We start from the raw sequence: 15621 nt of genomic DNA on the forward strand, positions 1-15621 counted from the left end.
TACGGACTCCGTCGCCTGCTCTACGCGGCGGGGCCGCCGGTCCGTCGCCCGGCGCGGTGATTTCGTCCTGCACCACGCAGGTCCTCGTTGTGGCCTCGCGCACGGTGGAGCGCCTCGTGTTGGCTAGGGTCACCCTGTGGCGGACGGACCGGCTCCGTCGCCGTGAAACTGTAAGTGCAGGTCAGGACGGTATTTTGGGGGCACAGTGCGATTGAGAGTTGAGTTCACGACCGAGCCCTTCGATCTCGAAGAGGCACCGCCGCACGCGCTGGTGGCCCGCGAGGTCATCGAGGCGGCCGAGCTGGACGCCGTGGACGTCGGCCCGTTCGGCAACACCGCCGAAGGCGGCGCGGACTCGGTGCTCACCGCCGTCGACGCGCTGCTGCGCAAGGCCCTGGAAGCGGGCGCCACCCGGGTCTCGCTGCAGGTCAACGTGATCGGGGAGGGGGATCGGTGACCGGTACCGGGGACGACCCCTTCGTCACGGCCGTCAAGCCCCTGGTCGACGCCATGGGCGGCGAGATGCTCCCGCCCGACGCGGCCGGCCCCGATGACGTCGTGCTCTCCTGGGAGGGCGCCGACGTCGTCGCCGTACGCCTGCCCCAGCTCGCCGACTCGCTGGACCACATCCTGGCCGCCCTGGAGCGCAAGCGCGGCAAGCCCCTGGCCGAGCTGGACCGCAAGGCCAAGCAGGAGGTCGTACGGATACTCGAGGCCCGCGGAGCCTTCTCCGTGCGGCACGGCGTGGAGACCGTGGCGAGCGCTCTCGGCGTGAGCCGGTTCACCGTCTACAACTACCTGAACCGCGAGAAGGACTCCTGAAGGCCTGCAAAAGCCCCTGACCAGGGAAAACGCGGCGAAGGGCGACTGACCCGCACCGCCGCCACCCACCGCCGTCCGGCATCCGGGCGGCGGTTTCCGTTCCCCGGATTCGTTACCCCGATTTTTCAACAAAGTGTTGACGTGGTGTTTCGAAGGGCGTTAGCTGGCCGCAGCCCGTCCAGCACAAGGCCACGGAGGCTTCCCGTGACTTCGAGTACGACACCTGGCGGCCTCGCCCGGTTCAACGCCCTGGAGGAGCACGCGGCCTATGCCGCCCTCCATGACGTGTGTGCCTCGGCGACATGGGCGCACAGGCTGCTCGCCCGGCGTCCGTACGCCACCGCCGACCACCTCTTCGCCGAGAGCGACGCCGCCATGGCCGATCTGACCACCGCGGACCTGGCGGAGGCGATGGCAGGGCACCCGCCGATCGGGCGCCCGAAGCCCGGGGACCCGACCTCCTCGCGCGAGCAGCGCGGTATGGCCGGCGCCTCCGAGCAGCTCAAGGAGGAGATGCTCGAACTGAACCTGGCGTACCAGGAGAAGTTCGGCCATGTCTTTCTGATCTGCGCGACCGGCCGCACCGGCGAGCAGATGCGCGACGCGGTCAAGGAGCGGATCGGCAACGCGCCCGAGCAGGAGCGCGAGATCGTGCGCATCGAACTGGGCAAGATCAACCGCATCCGGCTCGCCCGACTTGTCGAAGAGGACGCACCAGAATGAGCACCAGCACCACCGCTTCCGTGTCCACGCACATCCTGGACACCAGCGTCGGCCGCCCCGCCGACGGTGTCGCCGTCCACCTCGCCGCCCGCGCCGGCCGCGAAGCGGACTGGCGGGCGCTCGGCGGCTCCGCGACCGACGCGGACGGGCGGTGCAAGGATCTTCCGGCCCTGCCGGAGGGAACCACACACGTACGGCTCGACTTCGCCGTCGAACCGTATTTCGAGAAGAAGCAAGCCGATGCGCAGCAGGACGCCCCCGCGAATCGGGACAGCGGCGCGTTTTTCCCCGAGGTGGCGATCACCTTCGCCGTCAGCCCCGGGGAGCACTATCACGTACCGCTGCTGCTCAACCCGTTCGGCTACTCCGTATACCGAGGGAGCTAGCAGACATGCCCACGATTCTGGGACAGAACCAGTACGGCAAGGCCGAGAACCGAGTCGTAAAGATCACGCGGGACGGCGCCACCCACCACATCAAGGACCTGAACGTCTCCGTGTCGCTGAGCGGCGACATGGACGAGGTCCACTACTCCGGCTCGAACGCGAACGTTCTGCCGACGGACACCACCAAGAACACGGTGTACGCCTTCGCCAAGGAGCACGGCATCGAGTCCGCCGAGCAGTTCGGCATCCACCTCGCCCGGCACTTCGTGACGAGTCAGGAGCCGATCGAGACGGCGCGCATCCGCATCGAGGAGTACGCCTGGGAGCGGATCGAGGCCTCCGACGCGAACTCCAAGTTCATCGGCGCCGACGAGGTCAAGCACTCCTTCGTGCGGCAGGGCCAGGAGACCCGGGTCACCCAGATCACCTACGACGGTGAGCGGTGGGAGGTCATTTCCGGCCTCAAGGACCTCGTCGTGATGAACTCGACGAACTCCGAGTTCTGGGGCTACGTCAAGGACAAGTACACGACGCTCCCCGAGGCGTACGACCGCATCCTGGCCACCCAGGTCTCCGGCCGCTGGCGGTTCAACTGGACCGACGACGAGCAGAAGATGCCCAACTGGGAGAAGTCCTACGAGCAGGTGAAGAAGCACATGCTCCAGGCCTTCGCGGAGACGTACTCGCTGTCGCTCCAGCAGACCCTGTACCAAATGGGCTCGCGGATCATCAACAACCGCAGCGAGATAGACGAGGTCCGCTTCTCGCTGCCGAACAAGCACCACTTCCTCGTCGACCTGGAGCCGTTCGGCCTCAAGAACGAGAATGAGGTGTACTTCGCCGCCGACCGCCCGTACGGCCTGATCGAGGCCACGATCCTCAGGGACGGGTGCGAGGCGCACATACCGGTGGACCTCACCAACCTCTGACCCTCACCTCTCTCGGCACCCGCGGCCCGCCCGGGCGGGCCGCGGCACTCAAACCTCCCAGGGTCCTGCCGTGCCCGATCCGAAGAACGCAAAGGACGAACCATGGCAGCATCGGCAGCCCGGCGCATCGTCATCGAGAACTGCGCGATCGCGACGGTGGACGCGGGCGACACGGAGTACACGTCGGGTCACCTGGTCCTGGCGGACAACCGCATCGAGTCACTCGGAGCGGGCAGGGCCCCGGAGGGCCTGGAGAACGTCGTACGCCGTATCGACGCGACCGGCCACCTCGTGACCCCGGGGCTGGTCAACACCCACCACCACTTCTACCAGTGGATCACCCGCGGCCTCGCCACGGACCACAACCTCTTCAACTGGCTCGTCGCCCTCTACCCGACGTGGGCGCGCATCGACGAGCGGATGACGTACGCGGCCGCCCAGGGCTCCCTCGGCATGATGGCCCGCGGCGGAGTCACCACCGCGATGGACCACCACTACGTCTTCCCGCAGGGCTCCGGCGACCTGTCGGGCTCGATCATCCGGGCCGCGCGCGAGATGGGCGTCCGCTTCACCCTCGCCCGCGGTTCCATGGACCGCAGCGAGAAGGACGGCGGGCTGCCGCCGGACTTCGCGGTCGAGACCCTCGAAGGAGCACTGGCCGCCACCGAGGCGACCGTCGACGAGCACCACGACGCGTCCTTCGGCGCCATGACACAGGTGGCCGTGGCCCCCTGCTCGCCGTTCTCCGTGTCGACCGAACTGCTCAAGCAGGGCGCGGAGTTGGCACGGCGGAAGGGCGTCCGCCTCCACACGCACGGGTCGGAGACGGTCGAGGAGGAGCAGTTCTGCAAGGAACTGTTCGGGATGGGCCCGACCGACTACTTCGAGTCGACGGGCTGGCTCGGCGAGGACGTGTGGATGGCGCACTGCGTCCACATGAACGACTCCGACATCGCCGCCTTCGCCCGTACGAAGACGGGGGTGGCCCACTGTCCTTCGTCCAACGCCCGTCTGGCGGCCGGGATCGCGCGCGTCCCCGACATGCTGGCGGCCGGCGTCCCGGTCGGCCTCGGTGTCGACGGCACGGCGTCGAACGAGTCCGGCGAACTGCACACCGAACTGCGCAACGCCCTGCTCATCAACCGCCTCGGCGCCCACCGCGAGGCCGCCCTGAATGCCCGTCAGGCGCTGCGGCTCGGTACGTACGGCGGTGCCCAAGTCCTGGGCCGCGCAGGCGAGATCGGCTCCCTCGAACCGGGCAAGCTCGCCGACCTGGTGCTGTGGAAGCTGGACACCCTGGCCCACGCGTCGATCGCCGATCCGGTCACCGCCCTCGTCTTCGGCGCCGCGGCGCCGGTCACCGCCTCGTTCGTGGGCGGCGAGCAGATCGTCGAGAACGGCCGCCTGCTGCACGTCGACGAGGACGCCATCGCCCGCTCCACGCGGGACGAGGCCCAGCGCCTCGCGCGCATCGCCGCGCAGGCCTGACCTGTAAAGATCTCCGGCTGAGGGGGACGGCCCTCGGCCGGTGGCCATGGACCCGAGCGGGGTCCACGGCGACCGTCTCCGGGGCGCGCGCATGGATGTGCGCGCGCCCCGGAACGGTCTCCCGCCACGTCCCCTGTGACGGGCATCGTCCCGGTCCCGCACGACCGCGCCCCACCTCCCTGACACCCACGTCAACGCCGACGTGCAACCGACCGGAGGAGCCGCAGTGGCCGCCCAGCCCACGCCCAGCCAGACGGACGCCAGTCCGACTGGCGCTCAGAAGCACCCAGTTGACGAGAGACTCCCCGCCCTGAAGATGGCGACCAGCGGTCTGCAGCACGTGGCCGCCATGTACGCGGGTGTGGTCGCCCCGCCTCTGATCGTCGGCGCGGCCGTGGGACTCTCCGCGACCGAACTGACCTTCCTCACCGGCGCCTGCCTGTTCACCGCGGGCCTCGCCACCTTCCTGCAGACCCTCGGTTTCTGGAAGATCGGCGCGCGGCTGCCGTTCGTCAACGGTGTCACCTTCGCCGGTGTCGCCCCGATGATCGCGGTCGTCAACTCCACCGACGACAAGAGCGACGCGCTGCCCGTCATCTTCGGCGCGGTCATCGTCGCGGGCGTACTCGGCTTCTTCGCCGCCCCGTTCTTCAGCAAGGCGGTCCGCTTCTTCCCGCCCGTCGTCACCGGCACCGTCATCACACTCATCGGCATATCACTGATGCCGGTCGCCTTCGGCTGGGCACAGGGCCCCAACCCCACGGCGGACGACTACGGTTCGACGACCAACCTGGGCCTGGCGGGCGCGACCCTCGTCATCGTCCTGCTCCTGCGCCGCTTCACCCGCGGCTTCGTCAAACAGATCGCCGTCCTGCTCGGCCTGGTCGCCGGCACGCTCGTCGCCATCCCCTTCGGCGCCACCGACTTCGGCCCGGTCGCCGATGCGGCCGTCATCGGTTTCCCCACCCCGTTCCACTTCGGCGCGCCGCAGTTCCAGCTCGCCGCGATCCTGTCCCTGTGCGTGGTGATGGTGGTCTCGATGACCGAATCGACCGCGGACATGCTGGCGTTGGGCGAGATCGTCGAGCGCCCGGCCGACGAGAAGACCATCGCGGCGGGCCTGCGCGCCGACACCCTCGGCTCGGCCGTCAGCCCGCTCTTCAACGGCTTCATGTGCAGCGCCTTCGCCCAGAACATCGGCCTGGTGGCCATGACGAAGATCCGCAGCCGGTACGTCGTCGCCACGGGCGGCGGCTTCCTGGTCCTGATGGGTCTGTGCCCGATGGCGGCGTCACTGATCGCCGTGGTGCCCCGCCCCGTGCTCGGCGGCGCGGGCGTGGTGCTGTTCGGCTCGGTCGCCGCGAGCGGCATCCAGACCCTGGTCAAGGCGGGCCTGGAGAAGGACAACAACGTCCTGATCGTGGCGGTCTCGCTGGCCGTGGGCATCATCCCGATCACGGCGCCGGAGTTCTACCACGCGTTCCCGGAGACCGCGAAGATCATCCTGGACTCGGGGATCTCGACGGGGTGCGTGGCGGCCGTCGTCCTGAACCTCGTCTTCAATCACCTGGGCGGGGCCCGCGAGGCCGACGACGAGGTGACGGCACCGATGGAGCCGGCTGCGGCTCGCAAGGCGGCTTCGGCCCACTGAGCCTCCCGTACGGGCAGGGCGCGGCACTTGGTGTGTGCCGCGCCCTTGGCAGTTCCGTCAGCCGATGTGGTAGCTGTCCCCGTACACCTTCCAGTCCAGGGGCGGGTTCAGGTTCAGGTTGCGGTTGTTGAGGAAGACACGCTGGGCGGTGTCCACGCGGCTGGTGTCCTCGTGGGCCTCCTCCTGCTTCATCGCCCACACCCGGGCGTCGAGGAAGGCGTGCAGATACGTGACCTCGTCGCCGCCGTGCGCCGGGGGCCTGGCCCGGCCGAGGGCCCGCCCGCGGATGCTGCCGAAGCTCGTGCGGTCGCCGCCGTCGCCGTGCATGACGATGGCGTCGTAGTACGCGAACTGGCCGAGCACGCCGATGCCGTCGGCCTTGCCCCGCCGTACCGCGGGTTCGAAGTAGACACGGTCCCGCTCGTCGTTCTGGGCCTGTCGGAAGACCTGGTCCTGGGCCGCCCGGCGCCAGGCGTCCGGATAGCCGGGATCGAGCCCTTCGTGCGAGTCGGTGCCGTCGACGCGACGCAGCGCGGGCAGGTACTCGGCCAGTGCGTTGCCGGGCCTGCGCCGCGTGTACAGCTCGACGAGGTCGAGCATGTCGCCCGTGCCGGAGCAGAATCCGATGATCCCGGCGGTGTAGCCGCGGCCGTCGCGGATGTCCTCGATGTACTTGTACTGCGCCTTCCAGTCCAGCGAGGAGTTCTCCGCGCTGGAGACCAGCTTCATGGCGATCTCCTTCTTCGCCGGGTCGTCGAGGCCGGCGGGCGCGGCGCTCGCGGACCGGGTGGCGATGACGGGACCTGCCACCAGTGAAGCTCCGATCGCGGCGAGAAGTGTTCGACGCGAGGAGCGTATGTGGGGGGTGTGCACGGGACCTCCAGTGGGGTGGGAGTCGTCGTTCCGTACTGTTAGGAAAGTTTCCTACCAGAGAATGGGAGCGACGTATACCCGCCAAGGAGGGGTGAGGTGAGAACAGCGGCTGTTGGGGCTTGCTGGACCGGCGGACCGGCGGACCGGCGGACCGCTGAACAGGTCGACCGCTGGACAGGTGGACCGGTTACCGGGTCGCGGTCAGCAGCTTTCGTACGCGCACGGCGGCTTCGTACGTGTCACCGGTGGGCCGGGTCGCGAGCTTCCCGGGCCGGCGCGTCCAGCGGTCCTCCATCGCGAACCAGTCGATGGCGCCTGGCTTTCGCCCTTCCTCCATCGCCGCCCGCAGTTCGTCGAAGTACGTCGACCAGCGGAGCCGGTAGAGCCCGCCGACCAGGCCCGCCCACTCGCGGTTGGCGTAGTCGCGCAGTCCCGCGTCCGCGCCCTGCCGGGTGCCCCACACGGTCAGCAGCGACAGATTGTCGTACGCCAGCCGGTCCCGCTCCGCCTCGTCCGCGCCCCAGGCCCGCGCATCCGCCACCCAACGCCCCAGCAGATGCTGTGAGTCGGTGGCGAGCAGGGTCTCCAGTACGTCCATCAGGGCGAGCCAGTCGCCGGTCAGCCGGCCGAAGTCGGCGGCGTCCCCCGCGTCGTACGCCTTCTTGATGCGGGGGAGTAGGACGCGGCTGCGGTTCGAGACGGCCTGGCGGGCCACGTCGAGGAGGTCGCGACGGTACGCGGAGGAGTTCCGGAGGCTCGTACGCACCTCCAGGAGTTCGCCGAGCGCGGGCTCGAACTCTTCTGCGCTGTAACGGAGTTGCTTGGGTGACCACTTGGCGGCCGTCTTCACCGTGAGCGAGGGACGCGCGCCGAACAGTCCGTCCGCGCCCTCGCTCCACGAGTCGGCGCGCGTCGTGCCGTACGCGGTGCGGCGCAGGATGTCCCAGGCGGCCTCGGCATGCGGATCGCGGGCGCCGTAGCGGGAGTGCGCCCAGTCCTTGAACCACTGAAAGAGGTCCAACTCACCCTCTTCCCAAGCCAGTTCGGAGAAGAGGTCGAAGGCGGCGGGGTTGTTGTCGGCCGCCTCGGGGAGCAGGGCGACTCCGCGCAGGGTGCTGCCCTGCTTGGTGCGCCACTGGTTGAACAGCGCTGCCCAGTCGGGTGTGTTGGCGCCCAGGGTCGTGTGGCCGCCGAAGTTCCAGATGGAGCCGAAGGCGTACGGGGTGTCGCCCCAGTCGGCCTCGCGGTCGGTGACCTTGGGGAAGCGGTCGGAGAGGCCGTCGACGACGAGCATGTGGGACTTGTCGACGGCGTCGACGATCGCCCTCGGCGGATTGCGCTGCCAGCCGAGGATGACCCAGATCGCGTCCGGGTGCGCGGTGAGCAGCGCCTTCTCGACGCCCTTCGCCGCCTCGGCGACCGGGACGTCGCCGGGGTCGCCGCCCTCGTGGAGCAGGTCCATCTTGTAGAGCGTCGAAGGGCCGCCGAACAGCTCGTCCTGGAAGCGGTAGAAAGCGGCCGCGACGCGTGCGAAGTGCTCGGTGCGCGGGTCCAGCCAGTCGGGGCGCGGGAGTCCCATCCAGGTGCCCTGCGGGACGGTGCGCGCGCCTTCGTTCCGGTCGGCGAAGCCCGGGGGGACCGTGCCGAAGTAGCCCGGGAACACGGGCGTCATGCCCAACTCCCGTACCCGGTCGGTGATACGGCGCCCCAGTGCGGCCCGTGCGTCGAGGAGTTGCCGTGACACCGGGTCCGGGAAGGCGGCGAGATTCTGCATCAGCCACCACGGCTGGTGGGCGGGCCCCGCGATCCACTGCCGCAGTTCCTCGTCCGAGTATCCGAACGCCCGGAACAGCCGGTGGTAGAGCGCGTCCGCGCCCGTGTACACCAGCACCTCGTTGTAGCCGTGCAGCGCCAGGACGTCGAGCTCGCGCTCCCAGTACGTCCAGTCGTTGTACGCGCCCGTGTAGCCGTCGTTCGTGTCGTTGAGGGCGAAGCGGTGCGGGACGGTGGCCTGCCGGGTGACCGTGCCGTCCGGGCCGGGCAACTCCTTTGGGAGGTTGAGCTGTTCACCTGCCCAGCTGATGTTGGCGTGCGTGACGTGCTTCAAGTACCAGCGGAGGCCGGTGAGTTGGGTGGCCGGGGTGCCGCCTGCGATGGTGATGCGTCCGGTGTCGCCGGACACCCGGAACGTATCCGCCGCGCCCGTCGTCTCGAACCGCACCTGCCGCCAGTGGCGGGGGAGGAGCCGCCGGGCCGCCCGGGTCGCCGCCGCCGTTGCCGCCTGGTTCACGGGAGCCTCCTTGGCCGGGGTGTCGTCCGCGGGTGCGGGTGTGTGTGAACAGGCGACGGTACCGACTGAACCGGCGACCGCGGTGAGGAACGCGCGACGGGCGAGCGGCATGGGTGGGTCTCCGGTTTCGCGGGGTGGGGGTGCCGTGGGGAGGGATACCCGCTGCGGGGGGACCGGAGTGCGGCCGTAGAGCCACAAGGGGGAGAACCTGCCGTGAACGGGCGGCGGGTGGGTGGGTTCAAGGGGTTCCGCCCCCGGCCTCAGGCCCGGCTGAGGGACTGGCAAGGCTGGGCGTTCGGGAGGCGGCCGGTGAAGAAGGACGTGGGCGGGACGCCCATCAGGGTGCGGAAGTCAGAGGTCATGTGGGACTGGTCGTAGTAGCCGGTGGCAGCCGCGAGCTGGGCCCAGGACGTGGTGGCGGCATGGGTGAGCACATGGCGCACACGCCCGATGCGGGCGTAGTGCTTGGGCGAGACACCGACCCCCTCGGCGAAGAGATTGCGCAACTGCCGCTCGCTGACGGCGAGCCGCCGCGCCAAGTCCTGCACCTGCGAGGGGACATGGTCCGCGCCCGTCGAGAGCGCCTCCACGGCGGCCCGCAACAGCTCACGCCGCGACCGATCCGTGGCGGCGGACAACCGGTCCGGCAGCACCTCCGCCAGATGACTCACCGCGTCCTCGGCCTCCAACCACCGCAACTCGTCCGCGAGTCGCCGGGCAGAGGCGTCAGGAAGGTCCCCCAGCCGTACGACCCGGCCCACCAGATCGACCGCCGCGACACCGAGCAACGGCCGCGCCGTACCCGGCCCGAGCCGCACCTGCACACAGGACACGACCCGCTTGCTCGCGTGGTAAGAGGCCCGGGTGCGAGGCCCGACGACGAGCGTGGTGCGGCGACCGTCCGACTCCACCCGGACGACCAACTTCGTTGCGGTGTCCGGCACATGGGTGAACGGCTCACGCGACTCACCGTCGACCGACCCGATGCCGATCCCGGCGATCCAGGGTCGCAACGCGTCAGGGGTGGGAAGAGTGCGCTCGGCAAGGACGTTCGTCACCCGTCCACCGTAAACGCGCCGGACAGCCGCACGGCCGCCCGAACCGTGCCGGAATTTCCTAGAGACCCCGTCTCCCCGCTGGGCACGGTGGTGCCCATGATCCTGGTAACCGGTGCCACGGGCACCATCGGCAGTGAAGTCGTACGACAGCTCGCGCGGCGTGGCGAGAAGGTCCGCGCTCTGACCCGCGATCCGTCGCGGGCCCGGGTGCCTGACGGGACGGGGGCGGAGGTGGAGGTGGAGGTGGCACGAGGGGACTACCTCGACCCCGCTTCCGTGGACGCCGCGATGTCCGGCGCCGCCGCCGTCTTCCTGGTCGGCGTCCTGGGTCCGGACGACGCGGACCGCGACCGGGCCCTGGTCGGGCAGGCCCGCGCGGCGGGCGTGCGCCGCATCGTGAAGCTGTCCGCGATCGGCACCGGCGACCCCGCCGTCGGCAGGGTCGGCTCCTGGCATCTCCCGGGCGAACAGGCCGTCAGGGAAAGCGAGTTGGAGTGGACGGTCCTACGCCCCTCGTCCTTCGCCTCGAACACCCTGAGCTGGGCCGAAGCCATCCGCGCGGGCGAGCCCGTACCGAACATGACCGGCGACGGTCTCCAGGGCGTCATCGACCCGCGTGACGTCTCCGAGGTCGCCGTGGAGGCCCTGCTCTCCGCGCGGCACGCAAGCCACACCTACACGCTGACCGGCCCCGAGGTGCTCAGCGTCCCCGACCAGGCGGCCGTCCTCGCCGAGGTCCTCGGCCGCCCCGTCGACACCCAGGACCTCACCCCGGAGGAGTCCCGCACCCGGATGACCGAGTGGGGCATGGACGCGGCGTACGTGGAGGGCGTCATGGCCGGCAGCGCGTACGTACGCATGGGCGGCAACGCCGTCGTCACGGAGGGCGTACGGCAGGTGCTGGGCCGACCGCCGCGTACCTACCGGGAGTGGGTCGAGGACCACAAGGCGGCCTTCGGCGAGGTCTGACGGGCGGGGCGGGGGCGGAGGCGGGGCAGGCCGAGCCCCGCTGAGGCCCAAGTCGGTCTGGTGCGTGGGCAGCAGGACACGTGAGTGGCTGGTCCGGATGCACCAGGGGAAGACGGCAGCGGGGGACGATGCCCCGCGGGGCGCCGGAGGGAAGTGTGGGAGGCGCGTGAATCTCGCGCATTCCCCTTCCCTGGCGGTGTCTGGAGTGATCAACAGGTGGCGACATCCGAAGCTGTGGTTTCCCCGGTGCGCATCGGGAGACTGTCGATCGGTGCCCTCGGCATCTTGGCACTGGCCCTCGGCACCCTGCAGACAGTGGTGGACCCTGCGCTCCCGCAGCTGCAACGTGAGCTGGGGGTCAGTTCTGGCGAAGGGGCATTGATCGGCAACGCTTTCCTCGTCACCGGCGCGGTCGTCGCACCCGTCGCAGGCAAACTCGGCGACCGCTACGGCGGGAAGCGGGTGCTGATGTGGCTGATGGCCGTGGTCTCGGCCGGTGGTCTGTTGGCCGGCCTGGCGCCGAACCTGCCGGTGTTGTTGCTCGGTCAGGTATTTCAGGGCGCCATGGTGGGTGCGCTGCCCCTCTCGTTCATCCTGGTGCGCAAACACCTCTCGCCACGAGAGTCACATCTGGCGATCGGGCTGGTCATGGGGCTGTTCACGGGCGGCGGCATGGTGGGAACGGTGATTCCCGGGCCGATCTCGGAAAACCTGTCCTGGCATTGGATGTTCGGGATACCGACGATCGCGATCATCGTGACGACGTTGGTCGTGGCTCGGCTGATGCCGCAGGATCCGCCAGTCCCATCGGACCACAGGATCGACTGGCCCGGCGTGGTTCTACTGAGCGCCACGTTGCTCACGTTCATGCTCGGGCTCGTGAAGGTGACGGGTTCCGGCATGCCGCCACTTGCGGTCGTTGCCGTCACGGTGCTCGTGGCTGCCCTCGCGACCGGATGGGTCGCCGTCGAGCGCCGGGCAGCCTCGCCGATGGTCGATCTGCGAATGCTGGCGAAGCCTGCCATGTGGAATGCGTGCGTGCTCACCTTCATCATCACCATCAGTTCCGGGATGGTGAGCCTCCTGCTCCCGCAGCTGTTCGGGATACCGGGCGACGGGTACGGCTTCGGAGCCAGCACCACCGACATCGGACTGTTCCTGCTGCCCGGCGCCATCGCCGGGTCGTTAAGCGATTCGGTCGGCGGGATCGCGGCGCGGCGTTTCAATCCGCGTGCCCTGGTCATCGGGGGCTCCGTCGTCACGGCGGTCACACTGATCGCCCTGGCGTCCCAGCACACCGCGGAATGGCAGCTCGTCCTCGCGAAGGTGCTGACCGGGCTCGCCGCGGGCATCGCCAGCACGGCGTTGCTTGCCAACAACGCCACCGCCGTCGAGACCGGGGACACCGGCATCGCCACCAGCATGCTCGTGGTGACACGCGTGGTCGGCGTCGCCCTGGGCGCCCAGATCGGCGCCGCGATCCTCGACGCCGGGGCCGACCCGATGACGGGCCTGCCGACCGAATCGGCCTTCGTCACAGGGTTCGCCGTCGCCGGCCTCGTCGCCGCATTGTCACTGCTCGTTGTCCGTCTCACAAAGAAAAAAGGAGTCCAGGTATGACACCAGGTATGACACCTATCGGTCTGTCGATGGACGTGAGTACTACCGCGAAGCGCAATGTTCTGATCTCCGGGGCCAGTATCTCCGGCCCCGCGCTGGCGTACTGGCTGCACCGGTCCGGATTCGCGGTCACCGTGGTGGAGAAGGCAGGCGCACTGCGCGCCGGTGGTTACCCGATCGACATCCGCGGTACCGCGATAGAGGTGGTCCGGCGGATGGGGATACTGTCACAACTGCGGGACGCGCACATCGACTCGCTTCGCTGCACTTTCCTCAACGCCGATGGCAGCAAGTTGGCCTCGGTCACCCCGAGCGCCGTTGCCGGCAGTGTCGAGGGACAGGATCTCGAGGTGCGTCGTGGGGATCTGGCCACGATCCTCTACGCGATAGTTCGCGACGACGTGGAATTCGTCTTCGACGACTCCATCGACACCCTCGACCAATCCGAACAAGGGGTCGACGTTACTTTTCACAGTGGGCAACGGCGCACGTTCGACCTGGTAGTCGGCGCCGACGGTATGCACTCACAAACCCGGGAGTCCCTGTTCGGCCCCGAAGAACAGTTCCACCGCTACCTCGGCTACTGCTTCGCCATTTTCACCATGCCGAACACCTTCGGGCTCTCCCGCGAGCTCATGTTGTGGAACACCCCGGGGAAAGCCGCGGCCCTCTACGCCGTCGGGGACAACGACGAGCTTCACGCCTTCCTGAACTTTTACCAACCTGAACCGCCGTTCGATGCCCTCCGGAACCGCGACGCCCAGCGGGACCTGGTCGCCACGACCTTCGCAGGCGCGGGATGGGAGGTCCCTGGCATGGTCGACGCCATGCGCGACGCGGATGACCTGTTCTTCGACACGGCCGGTCAGATCCGCATGCCCCACTGGTCCAGCGGCCGCGTCGCGCTCGTCGGCGACGCCGCGTACGCACCCTCGTTCCTTACCGGACAAGGCTCAAGCCTTGCGCTGGTCGGTGCCTACATGCTTGCCAACGCCCTGGCCACGGACCGGGACCACACTGCGGCCTTCGCCGCCTACGAACGCGAGGTTCGCGAGTTCGTAGCCATGAATCAGGCACTGGTCGACACCGGTGCGGCCACGCTCTTCCCCACCACGGTGCGGGCCCTGGAGCAACGCAACTCCATGCTGCGTGACCTCGTCACCATGCCCTCCGCGACAGCACGACCGGCGCATTCAGCCCTTAGGCTGCCCGAGTTCGCCCCGATGCCGTGACCTGATCCCTCAGGCTGGGTCACCGATGGGTTCTCAGAGCGGTTCGACGGTGTAGCGGATGCCGGTGAGTTGTTCGGACTGCTCCCACAGCCGGGCGGCGAGTGTGGTGTCGCGGGAGGTGCGGCTGGAGCGGACCAGAGTCGGGTGGCCGTTGCGCTGCAGGAAGCCGTCCGGCCCGATGCACGCGCCGCCCTGGACGCCGGGCGCGGTCGCCGCGTACAGCAGTGACAGCGCGCCCATCTCGGGGCTCTGAGCGGGCCCGCCGGCCAGGAACTTGCCCTGCAGTGAGGTGTCCCGGCGCTGCCCCTCGGTGGCGGCGACGCCGGGGTGCGCCGCCACCGACAGGGTGTGCCGACCCGCCCCGGACAGCCGGCGCTGGAGCTCGTAGGCGAACAGCAGGTTGGCCAGCTTGGACTGCGCGTAGGCCAGCCACCGTTGGTAGCGGCGGCGCTCCCAGTTCAGGTCGTCGCGGATGCGGCCGAGCCGGTGCAGGCCGCTGGAGACGGTGACGACGCGGTCGCGCACGCGGTTGATCAGCAGGCCGGTCAGCGCGAACGGCCCGAGGTGGTTGGTACCGATGTGCCGCTCGAAACCGTCCGCCGTCGTGCCCTTCGGCATCCCCATGACTCCCGCGTTGTTGATCAGCACGTCGACCTCGCCGTCGAGGCCCTCGGCGAAAGCCCGCACCGACGCCAGATCGGCCAGGTCGAGTTGGCGCACCTCGGTGCCTGCGGTGCCTGCGGTGTCTGCGCTGCCTGCGGTGTCTGCGATGGCTGAGTCGATCGCGTCAGCCACCGCCCGCGCTGCGTCCACGTTGCGGCACGCCATGATCACCTTCGCGCCGGCCTCGGCCAGCACGCGGGTCGCCTCCGCGCCGAGTCCGCTGTTCGCGCCGGTGACGATCACCGTGCGCCCGCGCTGGTCGGGGATGTCTGCCGCCGTCCACCTGGTCATGTCGCGACTCCTTCGCCGTACGCCGGCGCCCGCACGCCTCGCGGCTCGGGGCGAACCCGACGCTACCGGGATTCATTCGCAGTGCATCGGACTTCAGCCCGGTAGTGAAGCGAATCTGATGGCTGTGACGCGGAGCGTCGCGGATTCTTGTCCGGCGGAGCCGGATGGTGTGTTGCCCACCCGTGACGGGGAGCGTCGCGAGGGCTGGCCCGGCGGAGCCGGACGATGCTCACACGGGCCGGCTCTGCTGTTCGATGAACTGCTTGACCACGGAGAGTGGGGCGCCGCCGACGGCTCCGGAGAAATAGGAACCGGACCAGAGCTTGTTGGCGCGCCAGTAGTGCCGTACCAGGTCGGGGAATTCAGGGAGTTGACGAGCTTGGTGACGGCGACCTTGGGCGAGAAGGTCACCAGGAGGTGGACGTGGTGGTCCTCGCCGTTGAACTCAACCGGTTCGCACTCGAAATCCGCACACACCGACCGCATGATCTGCTCCATGCGCGTCAGATGAGCATCGGTGACCACGCTGTGCCTGAACTCGGTCACGAAGTCCAAAGGGACATGCATCACGGAAACACATTGCCGACCGGTTCTAATCTTGTGCATCTCGCCCATCACCCACGTAG

Annotated in this window: 14 protein-coding genes and 1 pseudogene; 10 read left to right on the top strand and 5 right to left on the bottom strand. The window is 69.1% G+C overall.

All coding sequences use genetic code 11. The annotated features are described in order from the left end of the window. Nucleotides 1-205 precede the first annotated feature (205 nt). From GAS53_RS26130 to GAS53_RS26160, 7 genes are all read left to right on the top strand, one after another. Nucleotides 206-457, top strand: coding sequence for a hypothetical protein (locus tag GAS53_RS26130; RefSeq protein WP_151480150.1), 252 nt, complete (start codon nt 206-208; stop codon nt 455-457). Continuing rightward, a complete protein-coding gene (locus tag GAS53_RS26135; RefSeq protein ID WP_151480151.1) occupies nt 454-822 on the top strand; it encodes a helix-turn-helix domain-containing protein in 369 nt (122 codons plus the stop codon). Before GAS53_RS26130 ends, GAS53_RS26135 begins: the two co-directional genes overlap by 4 nt. 204 nt (nt 823-1026) lie before the next feature. After that, complete coding sequence (gene uraD, locus GAS53_RS26140; protein ID WP_151480152.1) at nt 1027-1545, top strand: 2-oxo-4-hydroxy-4-carboxy-5-ureidoimidazoline decarboxylase; 519 nt, start codon at nt 1027-1029, stop codon at nt 1543-1545. Continuing rightward, nucleotides 1542-1931 (top strand): hydroxyisourate hydrolase, encoded by a 390-nt coding sequence (gene uraH / locus GAS53_RS26145; protein WP_151480153.1) that lies wholly within the window; start codon nt 1542-1544, stop codon nt 1929-1931. Before uraD ends, uraH begins: the two co-directional genes overlap by 4 nt. Before the next feature lie 5 nt (nt 1932-1936). Then, complete coding sequence (gene pucL, locus GAS53_RS26150) at nt 1937-2860, top strand: factor-independent urate hydroxylase (RefSeq protein ID WP_151480154.1); 924 nt, start codon at nt 1937-1939, stop codon at nt 2858-2860. Nucleotides 2861-2962: 102 nt separating this feature from the next. Beyond that, nucleotides 2963-4348 carry an 8-oxoguanine deaminase gene (locus GAS53_RS26155; RefSeq protein WP_151480155.1) on the top strand — a complete coding sequence of 462 codons (1386 nt, stop codon included), beginning with the start codon at nt 2963-2965 and terminating at the stop codon, nt 4346-4348. Nucleotides 4349-4664: 316 nt separating this feature from the next. Continuing rightward, complete coding sequence (locus tag GAS53_RS26160; protein WP_263974163.1) at nt 4665-5999, top strand: nucleobase:cation symporter-2 family protein; 1335 nt, start codon at nt 4665-4667, stop codon at nt 5997-5999. 57 nt (nt 6000-6056) lie between these two features. Here GAS53_RS26160 and GAS53_RS26165 read toward each other — a convergent pair whose 3' ends face one another. The 3 genes from GAS53_RS26165 to GAS53_RS26175 form a co-directional block, all read right to left on the bottom strand. Further along, a complete protein-coding gene (locus GAS53_RS26165) occupies nt 6057-6872 on the bottom strand; it encodes a chitosanase (protein ID WP_151480157.1) in 816 nt (271 codons plus the stop codon). A gap of 187 nt (nt 6873-7059) precedes the next feature. After that, nucleotides 7060-9273 carry an alpha-N-acetylglucosaminidase gene (locus GAS53_RS26170; protein WP_151480158.1) on the bottom strand — a complete coding sequence of 738 codons (2214 nt, stop codon included), beginning with the start codon at nt 9271-9273 and terminating at the stop codon, nt 7060-7062. 149 nt (nt 9274-9422) lie between these two features. Further along, nucleotides 9423-10220 (bottom strand): AraC family transcriptional regulator, encoded by a 798-nt coding sequence (locus GAS53_RS26175; RefSeq protein WP_151480159.1) that lies wholly within the window; start codon nt 10218-10220, stop codon nt 9423-9425. Nucleotides 10221-10316: 96 nt separating this feature from the next. On the opposite strand from GAS53_RS26175, the gene GAS53_RS26180 reads away from it, so the two are divergent. From GAS53_RS26180 to GAS53_RS26190, 3 genes are all read left to right on the top strand, one after another. Continuing rightward, nucleotides 10317-11189: an SDR family NAD(P)-dependent oxidoreductase gene (locus GAS53_RS26180; protein WP_404829288.1), complete on the top strand. Its 873-nt coding sequence runs from the start codon at nt 10317-10319 to the stop codon at nt 11187-11189. Nucleotides 11190-11405: 216 nt separating this feature from the next. Then, nucleotides 11406-12809: an MFS transporter gene (locus GAS53_RS26185; RefSeq protein WP_151480161.1), complete on the top strand. Its 1404-nt coding sequence runs from the start codon at nt 11406-11408 to the stop codon at nt 12807-12809. 8 nt (nt 12810-12817) lie between these two features. Next, nucleotides 12818-14041 (top strand): FAD-dependent monooxygenase, encoded by a 1224-nt coding sequence (locus GAS53_RS26190; protein ID WP_151480234.1) that lies wholly within the window; start codon nt 12818-12820, stop codon nt 14039-14041. 33 nt (nt 14042-14074) lie between these two features. On the opposite strand, the gene GAS53_RS26195 is transcribed toward GAS53_RS26190, so the two are convergent. Beyond that, nucleotides 14075-14995, bottom strand: a complete 921-nt coding sequence (locus tag GAS53_RS26195; RefSeq protein ID WP_151480162.1) for an oxidoreductase — start codon at nt 14993-14995, stop codon at nt 14075-14077. 229 nt (nt 14996-15224) lie between these two features. Then, nucleotides 15225-15610 (bottom strand): annotated as a pseudogene (gene tnpA / locus GAS53_RS26200) (IS200/IS605 family transposase). Nucleotides 15611-15621 lie beyond the last annotated feature (11 nt).

Source organism: Streptomyces albicerus (assembly GCF_008905045.1).
Taxonomy (GTDB): Bacteria; Actinomycetota; Actinomycetes; order Streptomycetales; family Streptomycetaceae; genus Streptomyces; species Streptomyces albicerus.